12 protein-coding genes are annotated in these 14944 nt (G+C 66.3%); 1 reads left to right on the top strand and 11 read right to left on the bottom strand.

Annotation, left to right across the window (positions count from 1 at the left end):
* Positions 1-5: 5 nt before the first annotated feature.
* The 9 genes from H629_RS0103385 to H629_RS0103345 all read right to left on the bottom strand — a co-directional run bounded on the left by H629_RS0103385 (position 6) and on the right by H629_RS0103345 (position 12287).
* Positions 6-1790, bottom strand: coding sequence for a type IV secretory system conjugative DNA transfer family protein (locus H629_RS0103385; protein WP_024355948.1), 1785 nt, complete (start codon positions 1788-1790; stop codon positions 6-8).
* A complete protein-coding gene (locus H629_RS0103380; RefSeq protein ID WP_240471009.1) occupies positions 1787-2269 on the bottom strand; it encodes a hypothetical protein in 483 nt (160 codons plus the stop codon). Before H629_RS0103380 ends, H629_RS0103385 begins: the two co-directional genes overlap by 4 nt.
* 260 nt (positions 2270-2529) lie before the next feature.
* Positions 2530-5118: a hypothetical protein gene (locus tag H629_RS0103375; protein ID WP_152485632.1), complete on the bottom strand. Its 2589-nt coding sequence runs from the start codon at positions 5116-5118 to the stop codon at positions 2530-2532.
* Between the two features lie 496 nt (positions 5119-5614).
* Positions 5615-6628: a DNA-processing protein DprA gene (dprA, locus tag H629_RS0103370; RefSeq protein WP_024355945.1), complete on the bottom strand. Its 1014-nt coding sequence runs from the start codon at positions 6626-6628 to the stop codon at positions 5615-5617.
* A gap of 181 nt (positions 6629-6809) precedes the next feature.
* Positions 6810-8288, bottom strand: a complete 1479-nt coding sequence (locus tag H629_RS0103365) for an ATP-binding protein (RefSeq protein WP_024355944.1) — start codon at positions 8286-8288, stop codon at positions 6810-6812.
* A complete protein-coding gene (locus H629_RS0103360; RefSeq protein ID WP_024355943.1) occupies positions 8285-9073 on the bottom strand; it encodes a hypothetical protein in 789 nt (262 codons plus the stop codon). Before H629_RS0103360 ends, H629_RS0103365 begins: the two co-directional genes overlap by 4 nt.
* Positions 9074-9089: 16 nt before the next feature.
* Positions 9090-10559 carry an SCO6880 family protein gene (locus H629_RS0103355; protein ID WP_024355942.1) on the bottom strand — a complete coding sequence of 490 codons (1470 nt, stop codon included), beginning with the start codon at positions 10557-10559 and terminating at the stop codon, positions 9090-9092.
* 6 nt (positions 10560-10565) lie between these two features.
* Positions 10566-11966, bottom strand: coding sequence for a conjugal transfer protein TrbL (locus H629_RS0103350; protein ID WP_024355941.1), 1401 nt, complete (start codon positions 11964-11966; stop codon positions 10566-10568).
* Between the two features lie 30 nt (positions 11967-11996).
* Positions 11997-12287: a DUF6112 family protein gene (locus H629_RS0103345; RefSeq protein ID WP_029746532.1), complete on the bottom strand. Its 291-nt coding sequence runs from the start codon at positions 12285-12287 to the stop codon at positions 11997-11999.
* 65 nt (positions 12288-12352) lie between these two features.
* Here H629_RS0103345 and H629_RS15080 point away from each other — a divergent pair, with 65 nt between their 5' ends.
* A complete protein-coding gene (locus tag H629_RS15080) occupies positions 12353-13462 on the top strand; it encodes a hypothetical protein (protein WP_152485631.1) in 1110 nt (369 codons plus the stop codon).
* A gap of 34 nt (positions 13463-13496) precedes the next feature.
* On the opposite strand, the gene H629_RS0103335 is transcribed toward H629_RS15080, so the two are convergent.
* On the bottom strand, positions 13497-13763 hold the full coding sequence (locus H629_RS0103335; protein WP_024355938.1) for a DUF6112 family protein: 267 nt from the start codon (positions 13761-13763) through the stop codon (positions 13497-13499).
* Positions 13763-14941, bottom strand: a complete 1179-nt coding sequence (locus H629_RS0103330) for a M23 family metallopeptidase (RefSeq protein ID WP_024355937.1) — start codon at positions 14939-14941, stop codon at positions 13763-13765. Before H629_RS0103330 ends, H629_RS0103335 begins: the two co-directional genes overlap by 1 nt.
* Positions 14942-14944: the final 3 nt, after the last annotated feature.

The following is a 14944-nucleotide window of genomic DNA, read 5'->3' as shown; positions in this document are numbered from 1 at the left end:
CACTTTCAGGTGTTCGGGGTGCCGACTTGCAGCAGCTCTTCCACCAACCGCCGCTGCGTCTGCAGCTCACTCGCGTCCTTGCGGCGCGTCCAAGCACGCAGCTTCGCGACGATCGGCGGTGCGGCGCGCAGCAGGATCAGGCCGGTACCGAATGGAAGGGTGCGGATCACGTCGGGCGGCATGATCGACACCCGGCGGATGGAGCGTTGTGCAGTGCGGGAGCCGTGGTCACCGATCGTGGTGGAGTCGGTGATCTCGTCGCGTTCCCCGATGAGGGTGGCGAGGTCTTGAAGGTCACGGGAGTTGGATGCGCCACCAAGGATGATCTTCACAATGCTGGCGTCCCAGATCGCGCCGGCCGCGTTATCCGACCACTTCTCCCGCGCCTGCGCGAGCGATTGCAGCACCGGCATCGTCGTGATCCCCGTACCCCCACCTTCTGCCATCAACGTCGGAAGCGACGGTAGCGGAGCAAGGTTTCCGATCTCATCCAGCGCCAGTAGCAGGGGTGGGTCGAGGCGGGCTGCGGGTGATCTGGCGGCGAGGCGGCGGGCGGCTTCGACGAGGTCTTCCACGAATGCCGACACCAGAGCGGCACTGTTGTTCGCCCCCGCACCCGTCGCCAGCAGATACACGCTGCCACGCTTACGCAGAAACTCCTCCGGATCGAAGCGCTCCTCCGGGCCGGGACTCACGGCATCGAGGACGCGGGGGTCTGCGAGGGCGGCAAGGGAGAGGGACACGCCTTGCCAGATGGAGTCGCGGGTTCTGGGGTCTGCGTCGATCATCGCCTGCAACGAATCCGCCCACCCCGTCGCCGCTTTCGGGTTCGCGGTGAGGATCGCGACCGCATCGGACGCTGCGGCAGGATCGAGGGTCCACCGGAACAACTCAGCCGGTGTCCGGTGATCGAGAGCAGCGGCATGGAGGAGAGCTTGGAGAGCGGTGCGGGTTTTCCCTTCCCAGAAGTCCCCACCCTCAACACCGCCAGCAGAAAGGCCGGTACCGGCGGCGAGTCCGGTGGCGCGGATCATCGCCGTCAGCGGATCCTCGCATCCCCGGATTGGCGACCATCGGAGTCCTGCGGGGACGCCTTCGGCGAGGTGCTGCGGGTCGAACACCACCAATGGCCGTCCCTCCGCGCTCCGCGCTTTCAAGGTTGCGGTGAGGTTGTCGGGGCGGGTGGAGGTCGTGACGACGGCTCCGGGGGCGTCGAGGATCGCGTTGATGACCACATGCAGCCCCTTCCCTGAACGAGGTGGCCCGATCAGCAGAATCGAGTCCTCCACACTCGCCCACACGTTTACGTTTCTGGATGCGCCGAGGAGGTAGCCGACATCGGTGACGGCCGGGTTCTGGATGGAGGGTCGGAGTTGCCCGGCCCGCCGCAACAGCGCCTTCTCCGATGCTGCGGTCGTGACGTCGGTGCGGGTGGCGATCCCGACGATCCGGTACGGGTCGACCTTCGTCTGCCGCGACTGCTCACGGAAGAACCGCCACACCCACCACCCCGCACTCCCAACCGCGATGATGAGGATGCCGGCGACGATCCAGTAGGCCACCGGGTTCAGCCCGTCGGTGCCGAGGGCGCTGCCGGGGTCTGCGGGGTGCAGGAGCACGCCGAGGCCGGCTTCGACCCCGCCCGCCGGCTGCACGGCCCCGGTGACCCAGGCAGTGACGGTTCCTGCGACGCGGAGAAGGACGGCGATGACGGCGGCGGCGATGAGGGCGATGATGCCGAAGTTCGCCAGCTCATCCCCAAACGCACCACCCTGCCGCGGCGTACTCATCGGATTCGCCCGATGCTGAGGGTGCCGGAGATGCGGCCGAGGAGGATCACTTCACCCGTCACCGCAAGGGCTGCTTGATCTGCGGTGAGGAGGGTGCGGGCGGTGCCGTCGGTGCTGGCGTCGGTGTGGGCGTGGATGATCGCGACGGCGACATCCTCACCCGGCACGAACCCCGCCCCTGCGACCTGATGCAGCACCGGCTGCGCGGCTGGCACCGGAGGCGACACCGCCGCAGGTGTTGTGGGCTGCCAGGGTTTCGGGGTCGGGCGTTCGCGGGGCGGGGTGATGATGTCGGTGAACGTTGACCCGTCGGCCTCGTGTACCTGAACCCGCAGCGGCGACCGATACTGGGCGGTGAGGGCGTCGAGGATTGTCGGGAACGCTTCGCGCCGCCAGCCCGGTGCGAAGGGCTCCGGCTGATACGCCTCTCCGTCCACGGTGACTGTCATCGAACCATTAGCGGTGATGGTGAACTCCACCACCGGCACGACGACCGGCCCTCCTGGTTCAGACTTCGATGCTTTCACCGTGCGTGGGGGCTGGTGGTCGGGGTGGGTGCGGCGGTAGCGGGGCTTCGGCGTCACAGAACGGTTCCTCTCCGTGGAGTGCAGTGGTGTCGCCATGCAGGTGCGCCCGCACCGCCCCCGGGAACGCAGGTGGGAGGGCACGAACCTGGGGGTGGTTCGTGCCCTCCCGTGCCGACCCGCCATGGGGGTGCCGGCAGGTCAGCAGTCTGTGGTTAGTCCTCCTTTGCTCCCTCGAACTGGGCCTTGAACTCCTCGAACGACAGGTCCTCGTCACGGACGTATCCGGTGCGTTCGCGGGCGATCGCGAGGCGACGCCCGAACAGCAGCACCCCACCGGTGACCGCGGCGATCAGCCCACCGGCAAGTCCGATCGGCCACCAGTCGCCGCCGCCGCCGGTGTGCGCAAGCTCACCCGGAGTGTCCGGAGTCCTTGGCTGTTCCGGGGTGTCGGTGACGGTGGTGGTCTCATCCGGTGCGCCGCAGACCCCACGGTGCAGGATCGTGCCGTCCTTGCCGGTGACGGTCTCCACCCAGTAGTAGGTGCCCGCCGTCTCGAAGATCACCTCGTCGGAGCGATACTCACCCGGACCATTTAGCTCGATGACTGTGGAGGTGAAGACGAGTTCTTTCGGGGTGCAGCTCGCGATGTCACTGTCCTGCCGGTACGCCTCGAACACCAGGCGTGCCCCGTCGGGGACGGTGCCGGTGACGGTCGCGACATCATGCGCCGGATCACCCAGTTCCACGGTCGAGACAGCGTTGGTCTTCACGGTCAGCTCCTCTGGCTGATCCTTCACGACCGTCGTCTCACCCGGCGCACCGCACACACCCTCGGCGATGATCTCGCCGTCGGCGTTGTAGAGGGATTCGACCCAGTACACGTTCCCCGGCTCGGTGACGGTGGTGGTGCCGGAGCGGTAGACACCGGCCTGGGTGACCGGGATCTCCTCGCTCTCGTAGAACGGCACCTCACACACGGCTCCGGCGTCGGCCGGGTGGGGGCCGTAGGCGCGGAACACCAGATAGGCGCCGTCGGGAATCTTCGTGCCCTGCACGAGCGCGGTATCCGAGAACGGTTCACCGACGAACGCTTCCGATGTCGCCTGCGTCACCACCGACACGGGGACGTCGGTCCCGGTGGGTGGGACGTAGAAGCGTTCCAGCACATCCGCCGGAGACGACGCATACGGCTGCACCCGGTCATCGCCTGTGAAGGTGGTGACGAGGACGTAGAAGCCGGGCTCGGTCGGCACGATCTTGTCCTCATCCGTGTACCCGAGCTTGTAGACCCCATTCCGTGCCGGCGTCACAAGCTCCGCCAGCACCGGCGCGCTGGTGAGGTCGAGAGCGTCGGTGAGTTCAGTGTCGGTGGCGAAGGGGCCGTAGACGGTGTGATGCAGTTCGTCAACGTCGGCATTCCAGTAGCCGTCGCCGGCGAAATCGCCGTGGTTCGCCGGGAACCCCGTGACGGTGATCACATCGAAGGCGCGTCCGCCGGGGTGCACGTTGTACTCCCGCATCAGCGAGGTCACCGTGACAGGCCACCGCACCGACGTCGTCTCCACGCTGATCCCGTACTCGTCGGCCCAGTCTGTGGCGAGGTAGTCGCGCACCCACTCCGGCTGCGTAGTTATCCGAACCTCCCACACCCAGGTCACAAACCCGCCCGTTGGTGCGATGACTGGCGGCGATGTGTAGACGCCGGGGCCGTCGGCGGTGACCGTGACGGTGCCGAGCGGCACCGCGTTCGGGTCGATCGCGGCGTTCTGTGCCGGGGGTAGCGTGCCGGGTACCTGGTAGGCGGTGCCCTCGAACACCACCGGAATGAAAGCGCCGTCCTTCTTCAACCACGCACCATTGCTGCTACTGACGGTGATCGTGTCGGTGAGTGCGTCGCCGGGGACGGCGAGGCGCTGGTCTGCTTCCGAAATAGCGTCGGGTTGGAACGGCACCACTGACGTCTCGGTGACTTGGCCGAAGCGGTCGGTGAATGAGTCGGTGAGGTACTTCGCGTTCTCACCGTGCGCGGCCTTGTCGATGCTCCACACCCACGTGTAGACCCCCGACTCCGGCGCAACGATCGTGCCCGGCGACGTATACGACCCCGTACCCGTCAACGTCACCGTCTCGGTGCCTGCGACGGGGGCTCCTACGGGTGGGGTGTCGGCTTCGGTCGGCTGCTCATCGAACGGCCCATACAGGGTGCCGGTCGCCGTCACTTCAATCGGGTTGCCGCCCAGGTGAATCCAGGTGCCCTTCGACACCGACACCGTGAGCCCATCCACGAACGCATCACCCTCAGCGACGTAGCGGGAGGTGACCTGGGTGGTGATCTCCGGCTGGAAATCAAGCTCGATCAGCGGCGACTCCGCCGACGCCGAGAGCCCGGTGGATGACCCGGTGACGGCGGCGATGAGGCGCTGCTTCCCTGGGGTCGTGTAGAGATCGAGGGCTGCACCATATCCGGCTGCATCGATGTTCATCGATGCGCCGACCCGGTAGGACGGGACACCGTCTGCGGGGGTGCCGGTGATCGGGTGCGCTCCGGTGCCGATCGTGCGCGCCGAGGAACGGTCAGCGAAGACCGCATCCGACAAGGTCGCCGCGCCGGTGAGTCCTGCGGGGTGGGTGGCGACGGTGAGGGTGCCCGCGTACTGATCCGACATCTCAAGCGATAGCGACAGTGACGGGTCGGTGACCGCGTTTGCAGCAGCCTCCTGCCGCATCGCGGCGAGGTTCGCGAGGATCGTTCCCCGCTCCGACGCAGGGGCGCGGGCAATGTAGTAATCGTCACCGGACATGCCGTGCGAGTTATACCGGCCAGGGCTCGCCACCGACCACACATGCAGCGCGACCGCGGCGGTGACATTCGGATCGCCCGACTGCCCCCACCGATCCATCACATAGTTCAACTCGGCAAGCTGCTGCCGCGACAACGAATCCAGTGACGTGATCCGTTCCGGCCCCGATGTGTTGCCGTAGGGCGGGTCCGCGTCCAAGTCCGCGCAGTACGCCTGCCGGCCATCCACATCCGTGTTGTACGCACCAAGGAACGCACCATCTGACCAGTACCCAACCCCTTCACTGCCAGCATGGGCAGCCTGGGGGCCGAGCGCGAAAGAACCCGCGATGACCAGGAGCGCGAGCAGTGCTGACAGCCAGCGACGCACCCCCGTTCTGGGTGGCGCAGCCTCCGGCTGCGTGATGTGGGCGAGTGATCCTGACACGAGATACCTCCTGGTGTTTGTTCATCAGCGACACGAGCCGGCCGCCTTCACACCAGGTGCACCACCCGCCTCACAACACCGGCCCCCGCAAATCCCGACCCTGCGCCGGCGGCCCAGCATCGAGGGGGTCGGACTCGAGCCCCGCACGCTCCTGCACGGCACGGTGAGCCCGATCACGAACCCCATGCAGCAACTCCCGCACATCGTCATAGCCAGTCACCACCGCGGCGAGCCCGTCACGCAGCAACCGATGACACCCCGTGGACGTGGCGCTCGAGATCGGCCCGGGAATCGCACCGACCGGACGGCCGAGCTCTGATGCGCGGGCGGCGGTGTGGAGGGTGCCGGAACGGTAGCCGGCTTCCGCGATGAGGACGCTCCCGGAGAGCGCGGCGAGAAGCCGGCCGCGTTGCAGGAACCGCCACTTCGTCGGAGCCGCACCCGGCGGCAATTCCGAGAGCAACAGCCCGTCCTTGCCGACACGAGTAAAGAGATCAGCATGCCCCACGGGGTACGGCCGATCCAGGCCGCCTGCGAGCACCGCGACCGTTGAACCATCGGAGGCGAGTGCGGCACGGTGTGCGGCACCATCGATCCCATACGCGCCGCCCGAAAACACCACACGGGAGTCGGCGACCGCCGACTGCACCAACTCCGTCGTGACGTGCTCCCCGTAAGCGGTGGACGCCCTGGCCCCGGTGACGGTGAGGCGATCCCACACCGGCCGGCTCAGCAGCCCGATGTCACCTTTCGCCCACAACGCCACCGGTGCACCATCACCGAGCGCGTCGACCCCGGCAGGCCATTCAGCATCGCCAGGGATCAACACCCGCATCCCAGGCCGCTCCGTCTCAGCAAGCACCCGTCGCGTCTGCGCGAGGTCGATGCGTGGTGCGAGGCGCCGCTGCCAGGTGTCACCATCCGGCCGGGGTGGGACTTCATCGGCGAGGACGCGGGCGATGGTCTCGGATGCGCCGACGGTGCGGATCATCCGCCCCGTCACCGCGTCACCTGGTTCGGACGCGACCGCGAGGATGATCCTCGCTGTGCGCTCATCTGCTGCCAGCTCGTTGATCGTATCCATTAGTGCTGCTCCCTCGTTCATGGTGAATCAATCGAGGGATAGGTACGAACCAGCACGCCGAAACAGTCATCACGAGAGGATCGGAGGGCGCCGGAACTTACACCCTCACAACGCCCCACCAATCGGCTGAGACTCGCCGAATCACGCGGAATCAAGGTTCAGAAATCCTGAACCTAAGCATTTAGCCCTTCATCCTCGCGGTCGTGTCGAATGCTGCGAGCTCGGCGGGGTGGAGTTGGTGCTGGACGACGAAGGAACGTTCTTTGATGCGCCAGAGTCCTTGCCCGGTGCCAAGCCCGGGGAGGAGTTTCTGTTCGGTGCCCGTGAGTCCAAGGGCTGCGGCGGTGGCTCCGAGCTGGTCGGGTTCTTGCCGGTAGATGATCCTCGTCTCCGCATTCGCCAACAGGCTGTTCGCGAGGGCGCGCATCGCGGAGCCGGAGTCGCCGACGTTGTCGAGGTCGGTGAGCTTGTGGAAAATCAGCATGTTCGCGATCCCGTAATGCCGCGCCAACCGCCATTGCGCGTCCATGCGGCGCAGGAGCGCTGGGTAGGCCATGAGTCGCCAGGCTTCGTCGTAGATCACCCACCGGTGCCCACCGTTCGGGTCCATCAGCGCCGACTCCATCCACGCGCTGGAGCAGGTCATCAACACCGAAATCAACGTGCTGTTCTCCGCCACGCGCGACAAGTCCAAACTCACCATCGGCAGTGACGGGTCGAACCTGACCGTCGACGGCCCATCGAACAACCCCGCAAGATCACCCGCCACGAGACGGCGGAGGGCGTGGCCGACGAGCCGGCCATCCTCCGCCAGCCGGCCATCCGTGTCGGTCGCAGAGTCGGGGCCGAGGATGCGGTCGACCACCATCGGCAAGATTGGCACGTCGCTGGAACGGACGGTATCTCTCAGAGCGAGGTCGATCGCGGTGTGCTCCAACGGCGACAACACCCGGTCCAGCACAGTCTCTGCGAGCGCACCGATAAGTTCACGGCGCCGCGACGCGACTTGCGCCGCCCATTCCACATCACTCACCCCAGACGGGCGGTGGCCCTCATCAAGCGGATTGAGCCGGTTGCGAAGCCCATGCCCGAGGACGATCGCCCGCCCACCAACCGCCTCCGCAACCGCCGTATGCTCACCCTTCGGATCCCCAGGCACATACACGCGACGACCAAACGGGATCGACCTCGTGTAGAGGCTCTTGGCGAGTGAGGACTTCCCGGAGCCGACGATCCCGGCCAGGACGATGTTGGGTGCGGTGATGACACCACGGGCGTACAGGGTCCAGGGGTCGTAGACGAACGATCCGCCCGAGTACAGATCTTGGCCGATGAACACGCCGTCGGCGCCGAGGCCACCTTCGGCAAGGAACGGGTACGCGCCCGCGAGTGTCGCGGACGTGTCCTGGTGCCGCGGCAACCGCAACCGCCCCGGTGTTCGCAGCGCTGCCGCGCCTGGTTCGCCGGCGGCGGGCAGGTAGGTGGTGTTGCGGCGTTCGGCACGCTCGGCCGCGACCCGTTCACGCTCCGCTGTCTGCTCGGCTCTGCGGGCGTTGGTCTCGATCTTCGCAGCGGCGTGCTTCCGCACTTTCCGCTGTCGGCGGCGTTCCCCGGCCGGTTTGACCAACGCCGCTGTATGGAGCTTCTGGGGCTCGCTCACAGCGCCCGCCCCCGAGACACCGACGACGACTGCGACTGCGACGGCGCGAACCAGTCATCATCCTCCTCAACCCGTGGGGCCGGCCGACGTGCCCGCGACTGTGCTGGTGCCCGCCTCGGTGTCGGAGCCTCAGCGGTCGGTTCCTGAGCCTCCGGGTGTGCGCGGTGTAGGGAGACGTGCCCGTGGTCATGGTTGTACGTCAGCGTGTAAGTACCTGTGGTGGTGGTGCGGTCGAGGGGGCCGGTGGGGATGGTGTCGTAGACGTACCCGTTGACGAGTGCAGCCTGTGTGGTCTCTTCGCCCATGTCGAACCCGGCCAGGTGCTCGATAGCGGTATCAGCGCCGTCGCGGTCGATGATCGTCAGCACCTCGTCGGCGTCCTGGCCTTCCAAGAACACGACGCTCACCCACCGCGACACCGGCCCCGGTGCTGTAGGGGCGGGATACCAGGAGATCCGCCCCGAGGCAGCCATTGCCGTATCCACCCGGTCGTGTACCCCGTCCAGCAACGCCGCGGCCTGCTGCAGCTCAGCGGTCGCGGCGAGAGCGTCGGTCGCACCGGCGGTCTGATCCCCGGCGTCGTCGTGCGCGCGCACCCGGTGCTTGAGGTGGGCGGTGGCGAGCTGGTCGAGCACTTGCCGGAGGGAGCGCACCCCAGCAAGCAGATCACCGAGCACGGCATAGGTGTCGGCGGGGTCCTCGAACACCCGGGAGGCGTGTGCGAGCCCACGGAGCGCTTCGGACGCTTCGGCGGCGTCCACGGTCGGGTTCTGGAAGGTCGACATGACGGGCTCCTGTCGTTCAGACGGTGCGGCACAGCGGCAACGCTGCGACAGTGAAGGCTTGTGCCTGCTGCCCGACCAGGCGCCGGGTCTCGCAGGAGGCTTGGATGGCGGCCTGTTCGATTGCGGCGACCGCGGTGTCGAGTTCTTCCGGGGTTGGGGCGGAGATGCTGATGAGGCCGGTGTAGCGGAGGACGCCGTGGCCGGCGGTGAGGTCGGCTTCTTGTTGGAGTACGTCACCGTATTCGGCGGTTTGGGAGGCGTCTTCGATCTGTCCCATCTTCTGCCGCTGCGCAGCGTCCGAGATCAGTTCGGTCTTCTTCTTCCTGATGTCACGAGCTGCCTGATCCGACCGGATCGGCGTGCACACCAGCGAGAAAGAACGTTGAATCCCCGACGACAACAACACCGGGGCGAGGAACCCCGGATACACCTGCGACCGCGGCCACTCCGACACCCACAGCACCGCATGGTGCGCGGAATCCGACCTGAGCCGATCCCACGACTCGGTGACCGCGACCGGTCCCGCAGTCGCAAGGGAGCGCCCGATGTCGCTATTCCGTTCAAGGATCGCGGCGGTAGCGGGGTCGTAGGCGGCGCGGAGGATCACCGCGACCTGTGCGGGGGTGAGCCACCCGGTGATCGTGAGCTCCGCCGCCCGCAACGCCGTCACGAGCGTCGTCATCTCCCGCCGGAGGACGGCGGCGGCACCTTTGATGCCGCCGCCGTTGGTGCGTACTTGGCGGGCTGAGGCTTTGAGGTCGAGGGCGAGGCTGATGGTGGTGGCGTGGCGTTCCCCGGCGGGACCGGCACGGTCGATGAGTTCCCGGTACACGGTGGAGGTCCAGGAGCCGTCATCGGTGCCGTGGCGTTGCCACCATTCGACCAGCCCGGAACCCCCATCGGGAAGGGTGCGTTCGCACACTTGCAGGCGGGCGATCCGCCCGGACCGGCAGGTGGTGGCGAGTACCCGACCCCAGGTGGCGACGCGGCGTTCCTGCTCGCCGGGGTCGAGGAGCACGAACGCGGGATGTGAGACGCCGACGATCGCGGTGAGGGTCTGGTGATGGGGGTCGTGGATCATCGCTGCACCCGTCTCCGGGTCCTCCCACTCCCGCAGCGACACCGCATCACCCGGAAGGGCGAGCGTGCCCGCAGGGCGAGGCTTCACGACGCTCCGCCGGAACACCGTCTGCCGCGCCTGCGTGCGCGCCGCCCACCGGAAGGTGACGGGCACCCATTCGATGAGTTTCCGGCCCCCGACCGGGGTCCAGGCGAGAACGGCGGAGAGGAGCCAGATGGGTGTGGTCCAGGCCAGCAGTATCCCGCCGCCGGCGTAGAGGGCACCGACGATGGAGAGGACACCTGTGGCGAGGACGATGAGTTGCGGGAGGGAGAGGCCGAGGAGGATGCCGCGGCGGGTGAGGCGGGAGAACTGCACCGCCCGCAACCCGAACCCTGCACTGCTCGTGTTCTGTTGAGTCGACATCAGTTCTTACTCCTTCCCGGCAGACGGCTTCGGCGACGGCGCAGGCGGCGGCGATGGTGCCGGTCGTGCCGATGGTGCGGTCGGCGTGTGACTCGGTGCGGGCGGTGGTGGTGCGGGTTGCACGGTCTCACCGGCCCCTGCCGCGTGCCCTTCCGCAGCATCACCGACCTTGCCGCCAAGTTTTGGCCCCGCGGTCGCTGCCGCACCCACCACCTGAGCCCCAACGACGACCGCTGCCGCAGGCCCCGCAGCAGCAGTAGCCCCGCCAGCTCCGGCACCGGCTGCGCCAGCACCGCCGCCCGAGCTCCCGCCGCCCGCACCGGCCGCGGCACCGGAACCACCACCTGCCGCTGCACCCCCTCCTGCAGCGGGCGTAGCAGTCGTTGCAGACTGTGTGCCTCCACCGGATGGTGCCGCACCACCGCCCTTATCTCCCGCGCCGTCGAGCACCTTCTTCGCCCCGTCCGTCTTCGGCGGTGACGACACGGGGACGGGGCGGTTGACGGCGGACTTGGCTTCTTGTTCCGCGCTCATCGAGTGGTACATATCGAAGCCGATGAACGTGACGAACTTGTACGTCATGTACGGGGCGAACGCAGCGATGAACATCAACACCACACCCGCGATGGGGTCGCTGATCGACGCCAGATCAAGCTCAATCGGAGCAGAGACCTGGGTGATCGCGACGAGGAAGATCACCACCAGCACCAGCTTCGACAGGATCAAGGCAATCACGAACGTCGCCCATTTCCCGAACCACCCCTTGGTGACATCCCACGAGAACCCGGCGAGAGCAATCGGGGCGAACACGATCGCCACCAGCAGCAGCGCTTTGCGGATCAGGAGCGAGAACCACACGATCGCAGCCGCGCTGATGGCGAGGCCGGCGAGGAAGATCGTGACGATCGCCCCGACACCGGGGGCGGCGATGTTAATCCCCGCGAACCCCGCTGCGAGCAGGGTGATGCGGTCGCCAATGGATTCCATCGTGTTCCCCGTGGCCTGCACGATCCCGACCGCGAGCTGATCCGTGATCTCCAGCAACAGCCCGGTGAGGCCGATGGCTACGAACGAGCCGAGGATGCTTTTCGCGGCTCCGAGGGCGGCGCGGGTGAGGGCGGTGGGGTCGCGGTGGATGAGGCCGGTGATCAGTTGCAGGCAGAAGAAGATCAGCACCATGAACACTGCGACCCCGAACAGGATGTTGTAGACCCCGACGTAGCCTTCGTCGGTGACGTCGACGAGGGTGGTGGTGTCGAACACCGCCCAGACCGCCTCGAACAGCCACGCCGCCGCCCCGCCCATCGCCTGGGCGAGCCAGTCGAACGGGGCCGCGATCAACGTCGCTGCTCCTTGCCCGACGGTGTCGCACACGGCCGAGATCACCGGCACATCACACACACTCACCGCATCGTCCTTCCCTCGTACGCGATGGGGTCAGACGGCTTGGCCGACGCCCCAGAAGAAGTTGATGAGCGTCACCGACGCGCCGCAGATGATCGCCGCCCCACAAGACACGAGCACGCCGACCTTCCCGCGCGACGCGAGGTGTGGGTTGCTGCTGTTCGCGCCGAAACCCCACACGATCGCGGAGACGATCAGGGCGAGGACGGAGAGGATCAGGCCGACGGTCATGACCGCGCCGACGATGATGCGCAACTGCTCGATACCGGGAAGCCCGGTACCGTTCGGATCGATATCAATCACAGGGGTGCTCCTTCTGCTCATAAGCGCCGGGGAATGGCGGACTTGTCAGCCAGGTGCACCCCGCGTCCCTCGATACGCTGTGTTGGATGGGGAACCTTGATAAATCAGTTCTTGTAGAGCGGAGTGACGGCTTCGACTACGGCTACGCAATGAACTGCGTCTGCGGGAGCGTTTCGGTTCTGTCAGCGGAGGACTATTTCGCGGAGGCCGATGGGGCTCACATGATGTGCGCGCACTGTGGCGCCAGCATCCACTTCGGGATCGCCGTTGCCGCACTCCGTGATCAAGACGATCCTGCGCTTGATGATGAGGCTGTGAGCCGCTTTGCGTGGTACCACACGAGCACTGAGCCGGAATGGCCGTCGCCGGATTACGCACGCCGGTTTGTCGAGGACATGGAACAGAACGACCATCGTCCGATAAAGCGGGATCACTACGTCTCGTTTCACACGACGAAGGCGCTACACCTTGGCACGTACGAGACAGCAATCGAGAACATGCTCCGACGCATGCACGACGAGCACGACGGCGGTTCCCAGTTCTACCTTTACCGTGTCGCGATTCAACTCCAACCAGGCCGCATCAACCCGGGCTATCGAGACGAAAACCACGATGAGGCAGCGCAGCTGAGCATCAGCGACCTCGACAGCGATGACCTCGACGCCGTCCGGTACCTCAACGTCCACGAAGGAACAGGTGTCCTGTCGCTCGCAATCCGCCCCGAAACCATCGATGCTGTCCAGCGCATCGCTATCCCGTCTCATGACCTCGCCTTGCCTTTGATCCCTCATCTCCTCGACCGAGACTTCAAGGATCTGGCGCAGGCTAAGAGTGAGATGGAAGCAGCACAGGCGAAGGTCGAATCGATCCCGCACGCTCGTCGCAAGATGATGTACTTCGGCGTCTACGATGATCCGGGCGGCCTGGCGAAGAAGGCTGGCGATCTTGAACATCGGTACATCGATCTGTGGAATCAACTCGAGTGCCGACTGGCTGAAAACTATCTGCCGGGTGTATCGCCGTCCATCCAGCGAGATTTCAACCAAGCGATGGCCAGTTGGAAGAGCGCTAATCCGACCGTTGACCCCGAGGGATTCGCTTCGAGATATCGATCAATGGCCGCTCTGCTCGAAAGGAGCGGCGACGTGATCGGTCAGGTCTCTCGCCAGCCTTGGCGAGACCTACGCGCTTCCTAACTCAACGGGCAAAGCCGGAGACGAGAGCTTGCTTCTATAGCGTCTCACCGACGCCCAGGAGGAAGTTGACCCAGGCGACGCCGGCTCCGGCGAGGGCTGCGGTTCCGAGCGCAACCCAGGCCCCGATCCGTGCCTTCGTCGCGGTATGCGGGTTGCCGGTCGATGAAGAGATGGCCCAGACGATCGCGGAGACAATCAGCATGAGCACCGCGATGATGAGCACGAACATCAGCAGCGCACCGATCACCGTACGGAGGTCGCCGGTGGCACCGACGCCACCGAAGTCAGGAAACACGCCCATCAGCGCCCACCACCAGTCAAGGTGCAGGATGCGCGCGAGGTGGTGCCGCCGGTGATGCCTTCGGCGCCTTGGTCAGTGAGCCATTGGTCGGCGTCGATCGCGGGCTGCCCTTCGCCTCCGGGCCGGATTTCGAGGTGCAGGTGGGGGCCGGTGGATTTCCCGGAGGAGCCGACATCACCGATGTGTTGCCCGGCGGTGACGGTCATGCCTTCGGTGACGTAGATGCCGTGTTCCCACATGTGCGCGTAGTACGAGGCGATGCGCTCTCCACCGACGGTGTGCTCGATGATGATGAGTCCGCCCCAGCTGCCGGTGTAGCCAGCGTGGGTGACGATCCCATCTGCAGCGGCGTAGATCGGGGTGCCGTCGGCGGCCCCGTAGTCGCTGCCGGAGTGAAATGCTTCCTCGAAGGTGACCGGATCGATCCGCCACCCGAACGGGCTGGTCCGCACCCAGGTACCCTCCGGCAACGGGAACACGACTCTGGTGGTCTCCGGCACCACCACCTCACCACGGTTGCCGCCGCCTGATGGTGCGGGGCGGGTGAGGGCGGTGAGGATCGCTTCAGCGACGGGCTGATAGTTCTGATACCGATCCGGGTATGCCGACACCTCAACGGCCTGAGCTGCTTCGCCTGGGTCAAGTTGCTGCCACCCCGGAATGTCGAGCAACCCTCTCGGTGAGGGGTAGTTGGGTCCGGCCGGTCCGCCGTAAAACGCGCGGGCTTGATAGTTCGGGTCCATAAGTTCGGAGACGGTGCCCCACCCGGCTTGCGGCCGCATCTGGAACAAGCCAAGAGAGTCGTGATCGGAGGCATCTCCATCGTTGGGGTATTCGGCGGATTCGGGGTAGGTGCCGGTGTTTGTGAGCATCCGCAGGTGCGACTCGGTGAGTGCTGCCATCAATGCGATCACTACCCCCGGACGCCCCACCCCATCCGTTTGGCTGCCGACGGTGATGATGGTTGCGGCGTGGGTGAGCTGCTGACGATTCAGCGTCACCGTCTCACCGTTCTTCGTTGTTGCGGTCAGTGAGTCCGGGATCGGCCCGACGATCAACGACCCCGGCGCGCACGCGGCGACGGCAGGGTTTGCGAGGACGGCGACGGAGAGGAGCACGGTCGCGGGGCCGAAACAGACGGCGGCGACAGCGAGGGTGGCGAGGAGTTTTTTGAGCATGGC

It is taken from the genome of Leucobacter chironomi DSM 19883 (assembly GCF_000421845.1).
In the GTDB taxonomy this organism is placed as follows: Bacteria; Actinomycetota; Actinomycetes; order Actinomycetales; family Microbacteriaceae; genus Leucobacter; species Leucobacter chironomi.
The sequence above is the reverse complement of the archived record's forward strand: the minus strand, read 5'-3'. Positions and strand labels throughout refer to the sequence as shown.